The 19930-nt window shown below is 66.8% G+C and carries 17 protein-coding genes and 1 pseudogene; 13 read left to right on the top strand and 5 right to left on the bottom strand.

Going from position 1 to position 19930, the window contains the following annotated elements:
* The first annotated feature begins 46 nt into the window (after positions 1 to 46).
* From ALI144C_RS10590 to ALI144C_RS10555, 8 genes are all read left to right on the top strand, one after another.
* Positions 47 to 1189, top strand: a complete 1143-nt coding sequence (locus ALI144C_RS10590) for a sensor histidine kinase (RefSeq protein WP_202818916.1) — start codon at positions 47 to 49, stop codon at positions 1187 to 1189.
* Entirely contained in the window at positions 1186 to 1791 is a 606-nt protein-coding gene (locus ALI144C_RS10585) for a response regulator transcription factor (RefSeq protein ID WP_076986882.1), read from the top strand. The genes ALI144C_RS10590 and ALI144C_RS10585 overlap by 4 nt, the downstream gene beginning before the upstream one ends.
* Before the next feature lie 43 nt (positions 1792 to 1834).
* The gene (locus ALI144C_RS10580; protein WP_076986881.1) at positions 1835 to 2155 is read left to right on the top strand and encodes a hypothetical protein; all 321 of its coding nucleotides are present in this window, start codon (positions 1835 to 1837) and stop codon (positions 2153 to 2155) included.
* A gap of 117 nt (positions 2156 to 2272) precedes the next feature.
* Entirely contained in the window at positions 2273 to 3373 is a 1101-nt protein-coding gene (locus ALI144C_RS10575) for a PLP-dependent cysteine synthase family protein (RefSeq protein ID WP_076986880.1), read from the top strand.
* A 41-nt stretch (positions 3374 to 3414) separates the two neighbouring features.
* Positions 3415 to 4536, top strand: a complete 1122-nt coding sequence (locus ALI144C_RS10570; protein ID WP_076987059.1) for an MFS transporter — start codon at positions 3415 to 3417, stop codon at positions 4534 to 4536.
* 56 nt (positions 4537 to 4592) lie between these two features.
* Positions 4593 to 5720 (top strand): S8 family peptidase, encoded by a 1128-nt coding sequence (locus ALI144C_RS10565; RefSeq protein ID WP_076986879.1) that lies wholly within the window; start codon positions 4593 to 4595, stop codon positions 5718 to 5720.
* A gap of 135 nt (positions 5721 to 5855) precedes the next feature.
* On the top strand, positions 5856 to 7517 hold the full coding sequence (locus ALI144C_RS10560; protein WP_237774087.1) for a DUF262 domain-containing protein: 1662 nt from the start codon (positions 5856 to 5858) through the stop codon (positions 7515 to 7517).
* Complete coding sequence (locus tag ALI144C_RS10555) at positions 7504 to 8751, top strand: type II toxin-antitoxin system HipA family toxin (RefSeq protein WP_076986878.1); 1248 nt, start codon at positions 7504 to 7506, stop codon at positions 8749 to 8751. Before ALI144C_RS10560 ends, ALI144C_RS10555 begins: the two co-directional genes overlap by 14 nt.
* 75 nt (positions 8752 to 8826) lie before the next feature.
* On the opposite strand, the gene ALI144C_RS10550 is transcribed toward ALI144C_RS10555, so the two are convergent.
* A complete protein-coding gene (locus ALI144C_RS10550) occupies positions 8827 to 12216 on the bottom strand; it encodes an indolepyruvate ferredoxin oxidoreductase family protein (RefSeq protein WP_076986877.1) in 3390 nt (1129 codons plus the stop codon).
* 156 nt (positions 12217 to 12372) lie between these two features.
* Between ALI144C_RS10550 and ALI144C_RS10545 the strand changes: the two genes are divergently transcribed.
* The gene (locus ALI144C_RS10545; protein ID WP_076986876.1) at positions 12373 to 12846 is read left to right on the top strand and encodes an Lrp/AsnC family transcriptional regulator; all 474 of its coding nucleotides are present in this window, start codon (positions 12373 to 12375) and stop codon (positions 12844 to 12846) included.
* A 285-nt stretch (positions 12847 to 13131) separates the two neighbouring features.
* Here the strand turns inward: ALI144C_RS10545 and ALI144C_RS10540 are convergent, their stop codons facing one another.
* The gene (locus tag ALI144C_RS10540; protein ID WP_076986875.1) at positions 13132 to 13920 is read right to left on the bottom strand and encodes a GntR family transcriptional regulator; all 789 of its coding nucleotides are present in this window, start codon (positions 13918 to 13920) and stop codon (positions 13132 to 13134) included.
* A complete protein-coding gene (locus ALI144C_RS54245) occupies positions 13917 to 14189 on the bottom strand; it encodes a hypothetical protein (RefSeq protein ID WP_143230566.1) in 273 nt (90 codons plus the stop codon). Before ALI144C_RS54245 ends, ALI144C_RS10540 begins: the two co-directional genes overlap by 4 nt.
* 595 nt (positions 14190 to 14784) lie before the next feature.
* Between ALI144C_RS54245 and ALI144C_RS10535 the strand changes: the two genes are divergently transcribed.
* A complete protein-coding gene (locus ALI144C_RS10535; RefSeq protein ID WP_076986874.1) occupies positions 14785 to 15363 on the top strand; it encodes a TetR/AcrR family transcriptional regulator in 579 nt (192 codons plus the stop codon).
* Positions 15364 to 15410: 47 nt separating this feature from the next.
* Positions 15411 to 16280 (top strand): alpha/beta fold hydrolase, encoded by an 870-nt coding sequence (locus tag ALI144C_RS10530; RefSeq protein ID WP_076986873.1) that lies wholly within the window; start codon positions 15411 to 15413, stop codon positions 16278 to 16280.
* Between the two features lie 5 nt (positions 16281 to 16285).
* Here ALI144C_RS10530 and ALI144C_RS10525 read toward each other — a convergent pair whose 3' ends face one another.
* The gene (locus ALI144C_RS10525) at positions 16286 to 17503 is read right to left on the bottom strand and encodes a M14 family zinc carboxypeptidase (protein WP_076986872.1); all 1218 of its coding nucleotides are present in this window, start codon (positions 17501 to 17503) and stop codon (positions 16286 to 16288) included.
* 122 nt (positions 17504 to 17625) lie between these two features.
* On the opposite strand from ALI144C_RS10525, the gene ku reads away from it, so the two are divergent.
* Both ku and ALI144C_RS10515 read left to right on the top strand, forming a co-directional pair.
* Positions 17626 to 18621 (top strand): non-homologous end joining protein Ku, encoded by a 996-nt coding sequence (gene ku, locus ALI144C_RS10520; protein WP_076986871.1) that lies wholly within the window; start codon positions 17626 to 17628, stop codon positions 18619 to 18621.
* A gap of 36 nt (positions 18622 to 18657) precedes the next feature.
* Complete coding sequence (locus ALI144C_RS10515; protein WP_076986870.1) at positions 18658 to 19026, top strand: VOC family protein; 369 nt, start codon at positions 18658 to 18660, stop codon at positions 19024 to 19026.
* A gap of 49 nt (positions 19027 to 19075) precedes the next feature.
* On the opposite strand, the pseudogene ALI144C_RS57340 reads toward ALI144C_RS10515, so the two are convergent.
* Positions 19076 to 19485: pseudogene (locus ALI144C_RS57340) on the bottom strand (IS5/IS1182 family transposase); the annotation flags it as partial.
* Positions 19486 to 19930: the final 445 nt, after the last annotated feature.

Genomic DNA, 19930 nt, shown 5'->3' with positions numbered 1-19930 from the left:
CATCCGCACATCGGATTTGCGCGGGACGGCCCGCACGCTGGATCACGTGAATAGCATCGTGCCGGTGACGCCGCCCCGGGACTCGACTCTGCGCAAAGCCAGGGCGCTGACGCTCGGTTCGCTGGCGGTGACCGTCCTGACCAGCCTGATCATGCCGGGTATCGGGGTGCTGCGGGAATCGCGCCCACTGTGGATCGTGCTGGGCGCTGTCGGCACGATCGCGTTCGCCGCGACACAAGCGGGTGCGCTCTACGCCACAGTCACGCCGTGGCTGTCGGAGATGGCCAGGCGACGGCTGCTGATCGCGTTCGGCGCCGTCTGCGTGCTCACGCTCGTGCTACTCACGCCAGTCGGCGGGCCGCGGTGGGAGACCTGGGCGTGGGTCGGCGGCTCGATCGCCGGGTCGCTGCCCATGGTGCGGCTCGGGCGGGTCGCGGCCATCGGAGTGACTGTCGCTGTCTTCGCGGCTGCGGTGGCGACGGCCGATCGGCCGCTGACGGCGGCGGTGATCGTGGCGAGTGTGGCGTCGGCGGTCGTCGCCATGAGCGTTGTGCATCTGTGGTTCTGGGACATGCTGCTGGACGCGCGCAAGGGCCGTGTGGCACAGGCACGGCTGGCGTCCACCGAGGAGCGGCTGCGGTTCGCCCGTGACGTCCACGACGTCCTCGGGCACGACCTGTCCGTGATCACGTTGAAGGCCGAACTGGCGGCCCGGCTGGCTACGGTCGACGCCGCCGCGTCCGCGCGTGAGGCAGCCGAGGTACAGCGGTTGGCGGCCAAGGCGCTGGCGAACATGCGGGAAGCGGTGCACGGCTACCGAGCGGTCGACTTCGCCGAACAGCTCACCGCGATCGCGGACGTCCTGCACTCGTCCGGCGTGCGGTGCACGGTCACGCAAGCGGACACTGAGCTCTCCCAGGAGACGGCCACAGTGCTCGTGGCGGTGCTGCGTGAGGCGAGCACGAATGTGCTGCGACACAGCCAGGCCACGTGGTGCACGATCGAGGTGACACGAGCGGGCACGGAGGTGCGGATGACGGTGTCGAACGACGGGGCACACGGCGTCGGACCGGACCGGCACAGCGGCGGCCTCGCCGGGCTGGCCGACCGGTTGGCCGAGGCCGGTGGACGGCTGCGGACCGGTCAGGACGACGGTGTGTTCACGGTGGAAGCAGCGGTCCGCGCGTGATCCGGGTTCTGCTGGCCGACGACGAGGAGCTGATCCGCACGGCGCTGGCCGCGTTGCTCGGCCTGGAGCCGGACCTCGAAGTGGTCGGGCACGCCGCCGACGGCCGCGCGGCCGTCGAAGCGGTGCTGGCCCACCGGCCGGATGTCGCCGTGATCGACTTGGAGATGTCTGTCCTCGACGGGCTCGCGGTCACCGCTGAGCTGGCCAAGGCGGTGCCGGACTGCGCGGTGGTCGTCCTGACCGGACACGGCCGCCCGCAGCACCTCAAGCAGGCGCTGTCGGCCGGCGCGAAAGGGTTCGTCCGCAAGGGCTCGCCCGGGGGGACGCTGGCCGACGTGATCAGGCGGGTGCACGGCGGCGACCGCTATGTCGACCCGTCGCTGGCGGCGGACGCGCTCACCGCGCCGCAGTGCCCGCTGACCCCGCGAGAGCTGGAGGTCCTGCGACTCGCCGAGTTCGACACGCCGGTCGCCGTGATCGCCAAACAGACCCACCTGTCCAGTGGCACCGTGCGCAACTACATCGCGGCGGTGATCAACAAGCTGGGCGTGCCGACCCGGTCCGAGGCAGTGCGGACCGCGCGTATGCATGGATGGCTCTGACCGTGTGTGACGGATCGGCTGCGGGCTGGTACCGTCGATCACGATGAGGACACGACAGCTGGCGATCTCGATTCTGCTGCCGTTCCTGTGGCTCGTAGTCGCCTCGTGCGCACCGCACGCGGACGTCCACCACGGACCGGAAGCGGTCGTGTCCATTCAGGACAACCACTGCCACCACCAGGCCGAGCCGCACGAGCACGACTACTTCGCCGCGCTGCCGACAACCGCCGCATCCCTGCCGGTCGCGGAACCTGTCGCTGTCCGACCGCACCGCCCGCTGCCGGTCGCGCCACAGCAGAACTGCCCGCCGCGCGCCAGGACTGGCCGGACCGTCCTCATCGACCTGTCGATCGCCCGGACCTGAGTGGACTGATCGCCGGAACTTTCTGTGCCCCGCGGACGACTGTCTGTGGTGATGACGCACGCGTTCTGGCGAGTCCCGATGTGTCCCGTTCATACCAAGCGTGATGAGACAGGTCCGATGAACACTGTATTTTCCGCGCCATCCATCGCATCCGTGCCCGCGCAGTTGCTGACCACCGCACCGAGTTGCCACTCCCCCGCCACAGCGGTGGGCAACACGCCCGTGCTGTGGATCGGTGACGACCGGCGCGGCTACTGGGCCAAACTCGAAGGCAACAACCCCGGTGGCATGAAGGACCGGCCCGCGCTGCACATGGTCGCCAACGCCATCCAGCGCGGCGAACTCAAGCCCGGCGCCATGATCGTCGAGTCGACCAGCGGCACACTCGGCCTCGGTCTCGCGCTGGCCGCGACCGTCCACCGGCACCCGGTCACGCTCGTGACCGACCCGGGCATGGAACCGATCGTGCGCAGACTGCTGACCGCTTACGGCGCCACCGTGGAACTCGTCGAACACCCGCACCCGACCGGTGGCTGGCAGCAGGCCCGCAGGGACCGCGTCGAGAAGGTGATGCGGGACAACCCCGGTTCCTGGTGCCCGGACCAGTACAACAACCCGGACAACGTGGCCGCGTACGCCTCACTGGCCATGGAACTCGTCGCCCAGCTCGGCCGGGTCGACGTTCTCGTCTGCTCGGTCGGGACCGGTGGTCACTCGGCCGGGATCGCCCGCGTGCTCAGGCAGTTCTGCCCACGGATGCGGTTGGTCGGTGTGGACACGATCGGATCCACGATCTTCGGCCAGCCCGCGAGCACCCGGCTGATGCGGGGCCTGGGTTCCAGCATCTACCCCAGCAACGTGGACTACGCCGCGTTCGACGAGGTCCACTGGGTCGCACCGGCCGAAGCCGTGTGGATGTGCCGGGAACTCGCGGCAACGCACCACGCGAGCGGCGGCTGGAGTGTCGGCGCGGTCGCGCTCGTCTCCCGTTGGCTGGCAAGGACGAACGAACCCGAAACGCGGATCGCGGCCGTCTTCCCGGACGGGCCGCACCGGTACTTCGACACGGTCTACAACGACGAGTTCTGCCAGGAACACGGCCTGCTCGACAACCCGCCAGGCAGCGCTCCCCACACCATCGACGACCCTGGCGCGCAGGTCGTCACCAGCTGGACGCGGTGCGCCCAGGTCGTCGACCCGCTGGGAGACGCGAGGTGATCCGGCAGTTCCGCTCGTTCGACCGGCCCAGCAAGCTGTTGATGGTCAACCAGTTCACCATCAACGTCGGCTTCTACATGCTGATGCCGTATCTGGCCGGTTATCTCGCCGGGCCGCTCGGGCTGGCGGGCTGGGCGGTCGGCCTGGTTCTCGGGGTGCGCAACTTCTCGCAGCAGGGAATGTTCCTGCTGGGCGGCTCATTGGCCGACCGGTTCGGCTACAAGCCGCTGATCGTCGCCGGGTGCCTGCTGCGCACCGCGGGGTTCACGCTGCTCGGCGTCGTGAACTCGTTGCCCGCGTTGGTGATCGCCTCAGCGGCGACGGGGTTCGCGGGCGCGCTGTTCAACCCGGCGGTGCGCGCGTACCTGGCGGCGGACGCGGACGAGCGGCGACTGGAAGCGTTCGCGTTGTTCAACGTGTTCTACCAGGGCGGAATCCTGTTGGGCCCGGTGATCGGTCTCGCGCTGACCACTGTGGACTTCCGGGTGACCTGCCTCGTGGCCGCCGCGGTGTTCGCCGTGCTGACGGTGTTGCAGATCCGCGCGCTGCCGAACCACGTCGCGGACACCGAACGGCGGACCATGCTGGGTGACTGGCGGGTAGTCGTGGCCAACCGGCCGTTCCTGGTGTTCGCGCTGGTCATGGTCGGCTCCAACGTGCTGTCGTTCCAGGTCTACCTGGCGCTGCCGCTGCGGGCCGGGTCCCAGGCGCTGGTGATGGCGTTGTTCGTGGTGTCGGCCGTGGTCGCGATCGCCGGGCAGCTCAGGATCACGTCGTGGTTCCGCGACAGGTTCGGCCCGTCCCGGTCGATCGTGATCGGCGCCGCCGTGCTGACATCGGCGTTCCTGCCGCCGTTGTTCGTGCCCGGCAACGCGACGCTGGTCGTTTCAGCGGCGTTGCTGGCGTTGGGAACGGCGGTGGTGTTCCCCTTCGAGATGGACACGATCGTCCGGTTGTCCGGCGACCGACTCGTGGCAACCCACTACGGGTTCTACAACACCATCGTCGGTGTCGGGATCATGCTCGGAAACCTGTTCGCGGGAACAGTTTTCGACATCTCCCCGATGTCGGGGTGGATCGGGCTCGTGGTCATCGGCTGCGCCTGCGTCGCCGGACTGCATGTCCTGCAGCGCAGCCGTGCTCTGGAAACTGCGTCACAATGACGTAGTGGCAATTGGTGAACCTTGCACATCGACGCGGGGTGCACTAGACGTCATTCATGGGACTCGGGAAGCGAACGGCCGTTGCCGCGCTGACTCTTGCTTTGGTCGCGCCGGTTCAGGCGAACGCCGAACCGGCGCACCGCTACATCGTGGTACTCCACGACACCACCGGAGTGGCCGATCAGGCCCGCTCGGTGACCGATCGGCTGGGCATCAGGGCCGAGTACACGTATGACACCGTTCTGCAGGGCTTCTCGGCCACGCTGAGCCGATCCCAGCTGCGCCGGCTGGCAGCCGACAGGTCAGTGTCCTACGTGGTACCGGATTCCGAGGTGCGCGCGTGGGGCGAACAGACCGACCCGACGTGGAACCTCGACCGGATCGATCAGCGCTCCCTGCCGCTGGACGGCAAGTACCGGTGGGTGACCGAAGCGGCCAACGTGCACGCGTACGTGCTCGACACGGGCGTGCGAGCGACACACACGGACATCCGCGGCCGGGTCGGCGGCGGAGTGGACCTCGTCCAGAACGACGGGAACCCCGACGACGACAACGGGCACGGCACGTTCCTCGCCGGGATCATCGGCGGCACCAAGTTCGGTGTGGCCAAGAAAATCACCATCGTGCCGGTGAAGGTCCTCAACGGCAACGGCTCCGGCAGCTTCGCCACGGTCATCGCCGGGATCGACTGGATCACCCGCAACGCCAAGAAGCCCGCAGTGGCCAACATGAGCCTCGGTGGCCCGGCGAACGCGGCGCTCGACGACGCCGTCCGCCGATCCATCAAGTCCGGCGTGACGTACGGTGTCGCGGCGGGCAGTTCCGCCAGCGACGCGAGCAACTTCTCCCCCGCCAGGGTCAAGGAAGCGATCACGACGGCGGCGACGAACGCCAAGGACTGCGTGCACAGCGCGTCGAACTTCGGCCCGCTGATCGACCTGCTCGCACCGGGCGTGCTCATCAACGGGATCTGGCACACGTCCGACACCGCGACGCAGACGCTCAGCGGCACGTCGTTCTCCACAGCGCACGTCGTCGGCGGCGCGGGACTGTACCTGGCCGACCACCCGAACGCCACGCCGGCGCAGGTGGAGGCGGCGCTGATCGCCAACTCCACCAAGGACAAGATCTGCGACCTGAAGCCGAACACGCCCAACCGGCTGCTCTACACCCTGCCGAAGTAAAGATGTCCCCTTCGAACGGGTGACCCTCGCGTCCCCTTCTCGAGAACGCAACTCCTGACCGCGACACGGCACACTCACGCTGAAACGGTGGCCCGCTCTGGCAGGATGAGAGCAACTCGTGAGAGGGGTACCGGCATGGCGATGACGCTCGACTCGCCGTTGAGCACAACAACCATCGACGTTGAGTCCTTGGTCAGCATGGCGTGGCGGGGCAGCATCCGCGTGCCGAATTTCCAACGAGACTTTCGGTGGAATTGGGAAGACGTCCGACGGCTCTTCGACAGCATCGTCCGCGGATACCCCGTCGGCAGCCTCCTGCTGTGGGTACGCAAGGCGGGTGCACAAAAAGTACGACTCGGCGGTCTCGATATCGAGGCCGCCGAGGGCGACGCGCTCTGGGTGGTCGATGGACAGCAGCGCATCACCAGCCTGGCGAACGCGCTGCACCCGGATGGGGCAAGAGACCAACGATTCGCACTGGCCTACGACCTTCGCGCGCAGGAGTTCGTGAAGATACCCAAGGTCGAGGATCCGCTTGTCATCCCACTCCCGGTCCTGTTCGACCTGCAAAAGATCATTCGCTGGTTCACCGATCACGGCGGCGTGTCGGATTTCCTGGAACAAGCCAGCTCAATTACACGAAAATTGCGCCAGTTCGAGGTCCCGGCATACCAGGTTCGACAAGCAGATCCGGGCGTCTTGCAGGACATCTTTGACCGAATGAACAACTACGGCAAGCGCCTCTCCCGTGCCGAGATATTTTCCGCACTCACAGCCGAAGAAGGCGAAGAGGGACAGCTCACCATCGACCTGGTAGCAGAGCATATTGCCGCCGACCTGAATTTTGGTGTTATCGACGGGAATACTGTCCTTCAAGGAGTGCTAGCCCGTCGCGGGCCTGACGTGAAGCGTGACATTCGCGACGAGTTCTCCTCACCCGGCGACGAAGGCAAGGACGCCGCCTACAAAGCGGGGGAGCAGGCGGTCCGCAGAGCTGTGGAATTCTTGCAGAACGATGCATTCGTTCCACATTTCTCCATGCTCGCGTACCGATACTTGCTTGCACCGTTGGCACGGATTTTCGCCCATCACCCTGATCCTGATCCCCGAAACCGCCGGTTACTGCGTCGCTGGTACTGGCGCGCCGCCGTTGCTGGCCCTCAGCAATTCAAGGCCGGGACTGGAGATGCCGCCAGGATGCTATGTTCACGAGTGCGCGAGAACGACCTGACCGGTTCGGTACAAGATCTTTTGAAGCTAGTCGACCAGCCGGACCCGGTGTTGCCGGATCTGACCAGTTTCGCAACCAACCAGGCGGCGACGAAGATCGTGCTGTGCTCATGGTGGTCGATGGGACCTCGTAATCCAGATACCTGGGATCCGTACGAGATCAGCGATTTGGCGACCTGCCTGGTTGATCGACCCACCGCGCGCGACGCCGTTCGTTATCTTGCTCCGAACATGTCGGTAGACAAACTACGCCGACCATGGGCTGCGAACAGAGTGTTGATGCCTGTTCTCGAAGTGGACGCCGATGAAGTAAGGATGGAACTCACCGGCCAGATCGATCGGGGCAATCCGGCGTGGGAGGCGGTACTCGACTCGCATGCGCTCACGAACGAGACCCTCGACCTGTTGGACAAGGGTGCATACGTAACGGCATTGGAAAAGCGCCAGGAGTTGCTCCGCGAGCGACTGCGGCATTTCTTGGGCACCATGTGCGAGTGGGGATTCGAGAACACTCCACCATTGAGTCAACTGATGCTGGACGACGAGAGCGACTATGACGACTCGTGACCAGCGCCACGGCGTGTGGCTGGGCAATGACCGGATAGGTGCACTGAACCAACGGGGCGACTACACCTGGTTCACCTTTGCCGACGAGTACCTCGCCAATCCGGATCGTCCGGTGCTCGGCCTCGTCTTCGAGCAGGGCCTGCAGGCCAGGCATGCCAGTGCGCTGCGGTTGCCGCCGTGGTTCTCCAACCTTCTGCCCGAAGGGCGGCTGCGTGACTGGATCGCAGCGGATCGAAAGGTCTCGGCGGATCGCGAGATGGAACTACTCGCTCAGGTCGGCCACGATCTGCCTGGCGCCGTGCGGGTGCTGCCGGATGCCCCCGCGCCTGACGACGGGTGGGATCCGGCGAGCGCGGTGGTTGACCCGTACGGGAACGACGACAGCGACTCGGGGAGGGCTGGCTGGAGGTTCTCACTCGCTGGGGTTGGACTGAAGTTCTCGATGCTCAAACGGGACGACCGACTCACCTTGCCCGCGCACGGCGCGGGTGGTGACTGGATCGTCAAGCTGCCTGACCGGGTGTACGCCGACGTCCCCCGCAACGAACACGCGATGATGTCATTGGCTGCCGCCGTAGGCATCGACGTGCCGGAAGTGGCCCTGGCCCATCGGAGCAAGCTCGACAACCTGCCGCGGCAGGTGTGGCCGGACAACGAAGAGTACGCGTATGCCGTCCGTCGATTCGATCGCGACGACAACCGTGTTCCAGTGCATATCGAGGATCTCGCTCAGGTGCGTAACGTCTACTCCGACCGCAAGTACGCTGGGAACTTCGAAACCGTTGCCGCTCTGTCTTACCGTGGCCGGGACACCTCCGCACTGCGGGAGTTCGCCCGCAGGCTGGCGTTCAACATTCTGATCTCCAACGGGGACGCGCACCTCAAGAACTGGTCCTTGCTCTATCCGGATCGCCGGATTCCGACGCTTTCACCGGCTTACGACCTGGTGTGCACGGCGGCCTATCGAGACGAAGACGACCCTGAGGATCTTGGGCTCAAGTTCGGTGGCACTCGCCAATTCAGGCGAATCAGCTACAAGACGTTCACCAGGCTGGGCGAGCGACTCAACGCAGACCACGCGGAGCTCGCCGCAGTGGTCGCCGAGACGGTGGAGCGCACGGAGGCAGCGTGGCCCACGATCGCACCTCTACTCGACCACAACAAGGCGATTCAAGACGTAGTCGCCCACAGCATCGAAACCCACGCCAGCACCCTGCTGATGAAATCGACGTGACCGGGCGCCTTTTCTCCACTTGATCGTAAGTGTTCAGTCCGGTGCTAACCGGACTAAAACACTCACGAGGAGGTTCTAGGCGGCTGTGCCGACTGGGTTTTCGACGGGTGCCGGGGTGAGCAGGTCACGCATCCGCTGGCGGTACGCGGTCACGTTGTCCAGCTTGATCTGCTCGTAGCCGCGGACCATGTCCGGCAGTTGCGCCAGCTCCAGCGCGATCGCCGGATCGCTGCCCACAGCCTGCCGGACGGCGTCGCGGTACTCGCTGATCAGCTCGCGCTCGACCTTGCGGACGTGCGCGTAGCCGAACACGTCCAGCTTGGTGCCGCGCACCTTGCGCAGGGCGGCCAGGAGCCGGAACACCGGGCGGAACCAGCGGCCGAGGCTGAGCTTGCGCTTCATCCCCATCGCCCGCAGCACCGGCGGGTGCAGCCGGTAGGAGACCTTCGCGCCGACGCCGAACTGCTCCTCCACACTCGACAAGTCGAGCGAGAGCCGAGCGACCTCGTACTCGTCCTTGTACGCCATCAGCTTGTACAGGTTGCGCGCCACGGCCTCGGCGACCTCGGTCGTGCTCGCCGCGCGGATCTGTTCGACGAAGGTGGCGTACTCGCTCGCGTACTTCTCGTTCTGGTACGCGATCAGGTCCGACACACGCAGTCGTACGAGCCTGGCCAGCTCGGTGCCCGGTGCCGCGTCGACGATCCCGGCGATCCGGTCGGTCGACGGGTGCAGCGGTGCCTCCACCACCGGGACGGTCAGCAGCGTCTCGATGGCGTCCGGGTCCGCGACGGCCTGCCTGCCGCGCCGGAAGGCCTGAAGGTTCTTGTCCACCGCCGTGCCGTTGAGGCGGATGGCCTGCTCGACGGCGTCGGCCGACAGGGTGATCGCGCCGGTCTGGAAAGCGGCGCCGACCTGGAGGATGTTGGCGTACTGGGCGTCGTCGAAAAGTGCTTCGGCCAGGCCCTGCGCGTCCAGGTACACCGTGCGGTGCGCGGCCGCGTCGATCACCGACCGGACGTCGCCGGAGTCCGGGTAGGACACGCCCGTGTCGACGACCATGCGCGCCGTGGGCACCTGCGTGGTCGAGACGACCGCCGTGGTCCGGTCGGTGTCCGCCGCGGCCAGGTGTGTCGGGTCGGCGCCGACCAGTGCGTCGCAGGCCAGGTAGAGGTCCGCCTCGCCGGAGGCCAGTTTCGCGGCCTGCTCGACGAGGTCCTTGGTGACCTTCACGTCCGAGACGACCGCGCCGCCCTTCTGCGCGAGGCCGATCTGGTCCAGCGTCCGCACGTGCTTGCCGTCGATCGCCGCGGCCGTGCCGAGGATCTGCGACACGGTCACCACGCCGGTGCCGCCGATGCCCGTGATCCGCACGGTGAAGTCGTCGCCCCGCACGACGGGGTCCGGCAGGTCGTCGGCGGCGATGTCCGGCAGTTTGCGGTGTTCGGGCTTCTTACCGGGGATTACGCTCAGGAACGACGGGCAGTCGCCGGACAGGCAGGCGTAGTCGACGTTGCACGACGACTGGTGGATCTGGGTCTTGCGGCCGAACTCGGTGGCGACCGGCTGCACCGACAGGCAGTTGGACTTCGCGCCGCAGTCGCCGCAGCCCTCGCAGACCCGCTCGTTGATCATGACCTTGGCGGCGGGTGTCTCGACCTTGCCGCGGCGGCGCTTGCGGCGTTTCTCCGCCGCGCACTCCTGGTCGTGGATGAGCATGGTCACGCCGGGGATCCTGGCCAGTTCGTCCTGGCTGCGCAGCATCTCGTCGCGGTGGCGGACCTCGACACCACCGGGCAGCCGCAGCTTGCGGACCCGGTCGGGCTCGTCGCTGGTGATGACGATCTTGCGGACGCCTTCGACGAGCATCATCGACGCGATCTTCTCGATCGGCAGCGCGCCGACCGCCTGCTGCCCGCCGGTCATCGCGACCGTGGAGTTGTGCAGCAGCTTGAACGTGATGTTCGAGCCCGCGGCGACGGCGGCTCGCACGGCGAGGCTGCCGGAGTGCATGAACGTGCCGTCGCCGATGTTCTGCACCAGGTGGTTCGACTCGACGAACGGGCTCATCCCGAGCCACATCATGCCCTCGCCGCCCATCTGCGACACGCCGAGGACGTTGCCGACCTGCTCCGGCTCCATGAACAACGCCATGGTGTGGCAGCCGATCCCGGCGCCGACCAGCGTCCCCTCCGGCACCTTCGTCGAGGAGTTGTGCGGGCAGCCGGAGCAGAAGTACGGGGTGCGCGCCAGCAGCGGAACCGAGATCCGCTCACGCTTGCGGCGCCGCTGCCACGCCTGGACCGACTCGTACGACGGCAGCCGCCGCGCGAACGCGCCCGCGATCTGCTCGGGGCTCAACTCGCCCGCCTGCGGCAGCAGCGTGCGGCCTTCGTTGTCCTGCTTGCCGTGTACGCGCGGCGCGTCCGGCACGCCGTAGAGGATGTTCTTCACGGCCGTCTCGATGAACGCCCGCTTCTCCTCCACGACGACGATCTCGCTGAGCCCCGCGGCGAACTCGCGCACGATCACCGGGTCGACCGGGTGGATCACGCCGAGCTTGAGCACACGGACCTGGCCGTCCAGGCCGAGCGCCCGCAACGCCTGCTGGACGTCCAGATAGGACTTGCCAGCGGTGATCACACCGATGTCGCCGGAGCCGCGTTCGACGATCCGGTTCACACCGCTGGCGCGCACGTACTCCATCGACAGCGGGATTCGCGTGTCGAACAGGCTGCGCTCCAACGCGGCCAACTGCTGGCCGAGCAGACGGGCCGACGGGGTGTGCCTGTACGCGCGTTCCGGCAGCGCGGGAGCTTTCCAGTCGTTCTGGAGCGTCACGGTTCCGGCCGCGTCCGCGACGTTGGCGACGACCTTGATCGACGTCCACAGGCCGGTGGCCCTGGACATCTCGACCGCGTGCAGCCCGTGCTCGAGCACGTCCTGCGAGTCGGCCGGGAAGAAGACCGGGATGGCCAGGTCGGCCAGTGCCAGCTCGGACGCGTTCGGCACGGTCGACGACTTCGCGTTGGGGTCGTCGCCGACCAGCGCGACCGCTCCCCCACGCGGGTCCGTCCCGGCGAGGTTGGCGTGCCGTAAGGCATCCGTCGCCCGGTCGAGGCCCGGCGCCTTGCCGTACCACATGCCCACGACGCCGTCGGGTCGCTGCGTGCCGATGCCAGCGGCCAACTGGCTGCCCATCACGGCGGTCGCGCCGAGTTCCTCGTTGAGGCCCGGCTGGTGCACGATGCCGTACTCGTCGAGCAGCTTGCGGCGGCGACCCAGTTCCAGGTCGTACCCGCCGAGCGGTGACCCGGAGTAGCCGGAGACGAACGCGTTGGTCGTCAGCCCGGATCGGCGGTCGTGCCTGACCCGGTCGAGCAGAACCCGCACCAGGGCCTGGATGCCGGTCAGATAGGCCGGACCGGTTTCGCGGACGTATCGGTCTTCAAGAGTGAAGGTCATCCATGGCCTCCCTGGCACGCGTGTTGCGCACACCACACAATGACTCGCGGCCGTGCGCAACAAGCATGACCAGCAGACGCCACGAAGACGCAAAGAATCCGGGCCTACCTCGTGGACCGGCGCAAACTCTTTGCGCGCCGCGTACAGTCTGCGCTCATGGCTGACGAGCTCGACCCCACCGACCACGAGATCCTGTCATTGCTGCGGCAGGACGCGCGCAGGACCTTGTCGGACATCGCCGGGCGGGTTTCGTTGTCCATCGCGGCGGTCAAGCGCCGGATCGACCGGATGCAGGACAGCGGCGTGATCCTCGGCTACACCGTGCGGGTCGACCACTCGAAACTCGGCCACGGCATCGAGGCGTTCACCGAACTGCGGTTCTCCGGGACGACCAACGTCGCCGAGATCGTGCAGACCACCACCGCGATGCCGGAGACCCAGGCGGTGTTCACCATCGCGGGCGACCCGGACGCGCTGATCTGGCTGCGCGTCCGGGACATGGCGCACCTGCAGGAGCGGATCGACGAGATCCGCAAGAGCCACCGGGTCACCGGGACCAAGACCTTGATCGTGCTCGACGCCTGGTCCCGTGACCAGCAGAACTGGCCAAGCGGGCCCAGCCGCGAATAACCGGACGGGTTCTCACGCGCCGCCGCCGGTGCCGCCGCCAGGTGCCGGTGCCGGTGCCGGTGCCGGTGCCGGTGCCGGTGCCGGTGCCGGTGCCGGTGCCACGAAGGCCACATTGGTGGTGGATTCCGCAACCAAGGCCACATTGGTTCCACCCCAACCACCCCCAACCACCGCCAACCACCCCGCCGCTACCCGTGCAACGAAGGCCACATTGGTTGCATCTCGTGCAACCAATGCCACATTGGTTGCACTCGTGCGTCCCCCAGGGTGGCGGGAAAGCAGGCATCATGTCCCGGCATCCGCGTCCGAACTGGACAATGCGGGCGCGCGGCCGAGGTCGTAGACGAACTTGGCGTTGTCCGCGCTGATCCGCGTCTCCTCCATGGCGAACGGGTGACCGTTGGGGGCCGCCGCGATCCGTTGGGCGACGAGCATCGGCGTGGCCGCCGGGATGCGCAGGCGTTCGGCGTCCTCCGGCGAGGGCATCGTGGCGCGGACGGACTCGCGCCAGACCAGGGCGTGGCCCGCCGCCGCGAGAATGGCGTAGAGCTCGGTGGGGCTGCGAAATCTGCGGTCGCCCAGTTTGCGGACATCGTTCACGGTGTCGAACGGCAGATACAGGCGGTGGAACATCAACCGCCCCTGCCCGTCGTCGAGCAGCCGGTCGTAGCGGAACACGTCCGTGCCCTCCCGCACCCCGATCATAAGCGCCAGTGTCGCCGTCGCCCGCATCCGGTCGGTTACCGGTTCACCGACGACATCCCATTGGCCCCCTTCCAGATCGGGGTCGAAATAGCCGACGTTCGTGCCTTGCCGCATGGTTTCCGCGACGATTTTCCGGGGATGTGACCGCACCACCCACTCCGGCCGGACCCGGACGACGGCGCCTTTCCCGTGGTGGACCGAGATGAGTCCTTCCGCTTTCAGCATGGTGATCGCCTCGCGAACCGGCGTGCGCGAGACGGTGAACCGTTCCATCATCCGCGACTCGCTCGGCAGCATGCTGCCGGAGGGATACCGGCCCGCCATGATCTCGTCCCTGATGACGGCGGCGATCGCGTCCTTCTTCTTCACCGCCCGGCCTTCCGGAACGCCATGCAGATCACCGCGCCCGCGACGCCGCCGATCACGGTGGTGACCACCGCGGCGAACGCGGCGAGCCGTGCGATCGGCACCCAGGTGGCGGCGTGCAGCGCCCGGTCGACCAGCCAGACCGGCCGCATCGGGCGGCCGCGCGTGCCCGGCCTGCGCACACCTCTGAAAACGCGGTACGCGAGGAAATGCGCCCACTGAACGACGGATTTCCCTGGATTCGATCGCTGACCAGGATCTATAATGAGCATGTCCTTTTCCCTTCTGCGTGTCTCGGTGATACCCATAGGGATGCAGGGCGATGCGGCTCGCTGTTGCAGCAGCGAGCCGCGCCCTTGTGCGCACCAAAGACCCACCCGTCCAAGCGGGTCCGGTCACGCATGGGCAAATTGAAGCAGGTCGGTATTCGACGTCGCAAGAACACCTACCCGGCGTGCCGTCGATGCCGATCAGCGGTCATTTTCGAGCGACGAGCGGCAGCCTTGACCAGGCCCGCTGAACGCCGCACCGATGGCGCGGCGATTCACCATCACTCGACCGCAAAAGCGTTGCTCACCCGATCGAGCTAGCCGGATCGAGTGAGGTCCCGCATCGAATTCGGATATCGCCGCGATTCTCCGTGATTGAATATGCCGACCGGACACACTTCGCCACCAACGGAGCAGCGACCAGCAGCGGGCGAGTCACCCGGCAGCCCCCGAACTCGTCATGACGACTCGTCCGGTTCCGGATCGCGGGAAACGGAATCCACCAAGCACGATGTCACCGGCCATCACCACGGCGTGACCCGAGTCCCACCGACAAGCCATTCTTGATCGATCGTTCCAGACAGGCTACGGTTGCGGCATGGCCAGGACCAAGGAGTTCGATCCCGACACGGCGCTGCGCGCCGCGTTGGACCTGTTCTGGCGCAAGGGGTACGAAGCCACCTCGGTGCAGGACCTCGTCGACCACCTGGGGATCGGCCGGGCCAGCCTGTACGCGACCTTCGACACCAAGCACGACCTGTACCTGCGTGCCCTCGACCGCTACCTCGAAGAGGTCAACGGCAGAGCCGCCGCGAGCCTCTTCCCGGAAGGCGACAGCCTCGCCGCGGTAAAACACCTGATCAGAACGTTCGCCGAGGAGTCGGCGAGCGATCCGGACCGCAAGGGCTGCTTCGTGACGAACACGGCCGTCGAGTGCCTGCCGGGCGACGAACTCGCCGCACGGCGGGTCGACATCGGCTTCGGCGGTCTCGAGTCGGCCATCGCGGGCGCGCTCGCCCAAGCCCAGGGCCAGGGGACCCTGAGCGAGGACAAGGACCCGTACTCACTGGCCCGCTTCCTGGTCACGTTCGTGCAGGGAGTTCGCGTGATGGGCCACCGGCCCGACCGGCGACGGCTGACCGACGCCGTCGACCACGCGCTGTCCCTGCTCGACTGATTTCATACCCTCATACTGAACCGTTCGTTCTAGATTGGATATCAGCGATGAACGATGCCCAGCTCGCGGAGTCCTTGGGCTTCCGCAGCGAGTACGCGGACGTCAACGGCACGCGCCTGCACTACGTCATCGGCGGCGAGGGCAAGCCTGTCGTTCTGCTGGGCGGCTGGCCGCACACCTGGTGGGAGTTCCACAAGGTCATGCCGCCGCTGGCCGAGCACTACCGCGTCGTCGTGGTGGACATCCGCGGCATGAACCTGTCGGCCAAGCCGGAAAGCGGCTACGACAAGAAGACCATGGCCCGCGACATCCACGAACTCGTGCGCCACCTCGGGTTCGACCGCGTCGATCTGGTCGGGCACGACATCGGCGCGATGGTCGCGTTCAGCTTCGCCGCCAACCACCCGGACGCGATCGACAAGCTCGTGATGGTCGACGTGCCGCACCCGGACGAGGACCTCTACGACCTGACCCTGCTGCCGAAGCCGGGCCAGGCGCTCCACCTGTGGTGGTTCGCCTTCAACCAGCTCACGGCGTTGCCCCAGGTCCTGTTGGCGGGCAACGTCCGCGCGCTGGTCGACCACCTCAGTGATCTGATGCTGCTCGACCCGGCCAACATCGACGAGAAGGCGCGGGAGATCTACGCCAAGGCCTACGACTCCCCTGACGCGATCAGGGCGTCCAACGGCTGGTACCAGACGTTCGGCCAGGACGCCGTCGACATGAAGTCCTACGCACCCTTGACGTTGCCGGTGCTGGCGCTGACCTCACGTCCGGCGGACGAGGACTACGCGGTGAAGTCGCTGCGCAAGTCCGTCGTCGACCCGCGGTTCGAGCCGATTCCGGGCACCGGCCACTACATCCCCGAGGAGCAGCCCGAGGCGATGGTGGCCGCCATCCGGAAGTTCCTCGGTTAGGACGGTCAATCGACCAGCGTCGGGTCGAACGCCTCGGCACCGGCCGTCCCGGGGATGGTGTCGAACTTCTCCGGGTCGATCCGGTCGACGGCGCCGGTGCTGACGTCGGCGATCATCCGGTTCAGCCCGGCGACCACGGCGCGGGTGAACCGTTCCCGGTGCTGCTGGCCGAGGGTCTGGGTCTGCCCGCGCACCTCGAACAGCACGGTTCCGGTGCCGTTCAGGGCGAAGGCACACCGCGCCTGGCCGGGCAGGTCGCGGTCGGCCGCGTGCGGGTAGCGCGCGCCGATGTACCCGCCTTCGGTCATGCCGTTGAAGGCGCTGATCGCCAGCTGCCGTGATTCGTCCTTTGTGTACACGTCACGGTATCGGGCGTACTTCTGGCCGTCGGCGAAGAAGCGGTCGGGCAGCGGCGGGTAGTCCACGGCGACGTCGAGGAACCTGTCGCTGCCCGCCTGGCGCACACACGCGCCCTGGTGGTGCAGGTCGACGTACACGTCAGGCACCTTGCCCCGCTCGGCTTTGAGGTCGAGGTAGACCTTGCGCAGCACCCTGGCCTCCGGCGTGATGAACCAGCCCGGCTGGTCGGGCGTACCGGGCACGTCGGCGGCCCGCGGCTGGTAGTCGAGTTCGGGGTGGAAGTCCCGGTTGACGTCGAAGCCGGGGCGGGTGCGGTAGTCGTCGCCCTGTTGCTGGCCGGAGATGTAGTTCCACGCGGGTGGGCGTCCGGCCAGCTGCGGGAACCGCTGTTGCACCTCGGTCCACGACAGGTCATTGCCCCGGCGGTCCAACTCGGCGCCGTCGGGGTTCAGCTTCGGCACCGCGACGAACGTGACGGTCGCGCGCAACCGCTTGGCGTGCGCGGATTCGGAGGTGCCGAGGAAGTCGAGGACGCGTAACAGCGCGTCGGTCCCGGTCTTCTCGTTGCCGTGGATCTCGCTGCTGACGACCATCACCTTCGGCCCGGTGCCGACGGTCACGCGGTGGATGGTGCGGCCACGGGTGGACCGCCCGGCCGACTCGACCTTGAGCCTGCCCTTGCTGACCCGTTCCAGCCTGCCCAACTCCACCTGGAGTTCCCGGTAGTCGGTGAACTCGGTGATCGGCAGCTCACGCGGCTCCTCGCTACAGGCCGGTCGCGCCACCGGCCCGGCCACCGCCGAAACCGGGCTGACCAGGCCGAACGCCAGGCCCGCCAACACCGTTCCCACAACAACTCGCACGAGATGCCTCCCCAGGTGGTTGGACAAATGCCAACGTACTTCACGTCCGGTCCGTCGCGGTTGGTCCGATCGGCCCAGATCGTTCCCGGTTGGTTCACGAGTGGACGGGGTAGCCCACGCGTATGCCACGTGCGATCTGGAGCGGAGCGATCAGCTTCGGGCTGGTCAGCATCCCGGTGGAGCTCTACAGCGCCACCGAGGACCACACTGTCCACTTCAACCAGTTCGAGCGGGGTACCTCGGACCGGATCCGCTACAAGCGGGTGAACGAGCGCACCGGCAAGGAAGTGGACTACTCCGACATCGTCAAGGGCAACGAGGTCGACAGCGGGGAGTACGTGCTGGTCGAGCCGGACGAACTCGCCGACATCGCGCCGGGCCGGTCGAGAGCGATCGAGATCGACGCGTTCGTCGAACTCGACGAGATCGACCCGATCCACTACCAGAAGACCTACTGGCTGGCCCCGGCGAAGAAGGAGTACGCGAAGCCGTACGCCCTGCTGACCAAGGCGATGTCCGACAGCAACCGCGCGGGCATAGCCACGTTCGTGATGCGCGGGAAGCAGTACCTGACCGCGATCCGGCCACGCGGCAAGATCATGGCACTGGAAACGCTCTTCTTCGCCGACGAGATCAGGGACCCGGCGGAGATCGTCGAAACCGTGGACGACGTCAGCGTGGGCAAGGGCAAGGAACTCAAGATGGCCACGACCCTGATCGAGTCGATGAGCCAACCGTGGCGCCCGTCGGACTACCACGACACGTACACCGAGAAGGTCAACAAGCTGATCGAGGACAAGGCCGAGGGCAACGAAATCGTCGCGGAAGCCGAGCCACCCGAGGCGACCGAGGTCACGGATCTGATGGAAGCCTTGCGCCGCAGCGTCGAAGCCAGTAGCACGAAAACCGGCGCCAGCGCGAAAACCAGCGCCAGGACGAAGTCCAACGGCAGCACGAAGTCCCACGGCGGCAAGAAATCCGGCGGCAGCGCGAAAACCGGCACCAAGTCCGGCGCGAGCAAGGCGGAACTGGCGAAACGCGCGAAGGACCTGGGGATCAAGGGCCGGTCGACGATGACCCGCCAGGAGTTGGCGAAGGCGGTCGCCAAGGCATCTTGATGTTTCCGGCTGCGCGGCGCAGGCAACACTGGGAACATGATCGGACAACTGCGCAGCGTGGTGTTTGACTGCAAGGAACCGGCGAAACTCGCCGCGTTCTACCAGAGTGTGATCGGCGGATCACTGACCGAGGACGACGAAACCTGGTCCACGGTAACGGATCCGTCCGGGCGCAGGCTGGCGTTCCAGTACTCCCCCGAGCACGAACCGCCCAAGTTCCCCGACCCCGAGGGCTCCCAGCAGGTCCACCTCGACATCCGCGTGGAAGACCCGGACGAAGCCGAACGCCAAGTACTGGCACTGGGCGCGACCCGGGTGCACGGCGCCGTCGAAGACACGACGTTCCGGGTGTTCCGCGACCCGGCCGGACACACGTTCTGCCTCGTGTGGGGGATCGCCGACTGACGGCACAGCGGGCGCCCAGGAGACCCCGAAACCCGCACGATCCACCTGATCGCGCCAGCCCGGAGCCATGTTCCGTTCCACGCGCGGCGATCTGTGGATCGATACCCATACCGCTAACCCAGCACGGTGGCGGGCAGAGTCGTAGGCGGTCGGCGTAGAGCTCCGTGACGTCATTGACGTTGCCACCGGTCACGCTGACCGCCAGCGGCATGCCGCCGCTCCGGGTGATCACGTGGTGCGTGGAGCCCGGCCGGGCGCGACCGACTGGACTCGGCCCGCTTATGGGCCACGGCGCGCCGCCCACGCGTGCGAGCTGTCGATCACCGCTCGCGACCAGTCCAGCCTCCCGGCCGCGTTCAGCCCGGCCGCAAGCGTCTCGTGCAGCCGCTGCCACACCCCGGCCTCGTTCCACTCCGCCAGCCGCCGCCAGCAGGTCATCCCGGACCCGAACCCCGCTTGGGCCTGGCCGGGACAAGGCGTATCCCCAGCGTGGCAACAGTGGCTCAATTCGTTCCCACAGCGATCACCTTGTCAGGAACTCTATGCCAACACACAACGGGCTGGTACGTAACCAACACAGTGCACCCAGCGCCGGAAACCGAACCCCTGGCCGGAAACCGCACTCCAACGCAACCAACAGCGCAAAGCAATCAGACATTATCCGTTGAAACCAGCCCCGGCGACTAGCAGGCCATAAGTAGGCAGACCGTAACTCAACCGTGGCCCACGCTGGAAAGCAGGCATCTAAAACGGTGGAACGTCATACCCCACGGGCGTGGTAAGCACAGTCCTTCGCCCGGGAGTGGTGAACGCCAGCACCCCGGGCATCACCTGATCCATCCGCCAGGTAGTGCGCTGCCGCATCAAGTGGTGCCGTTTACACAGCATGGCGACGTTCCCCACT

Source organism: Actinosynnema sp. ALI-1.44 (assembly GCF_001984155.1).
Taxonomy (GTDB): domain Bacteria; phylum Actinomycetota; class Actinomycetes; order Mycobacteriales; family Pseudonocardiaceae; genus Kibdelosporangium.
This window is presented reverse-complemented; position numbering and strand designations above follow the sequence as displayed.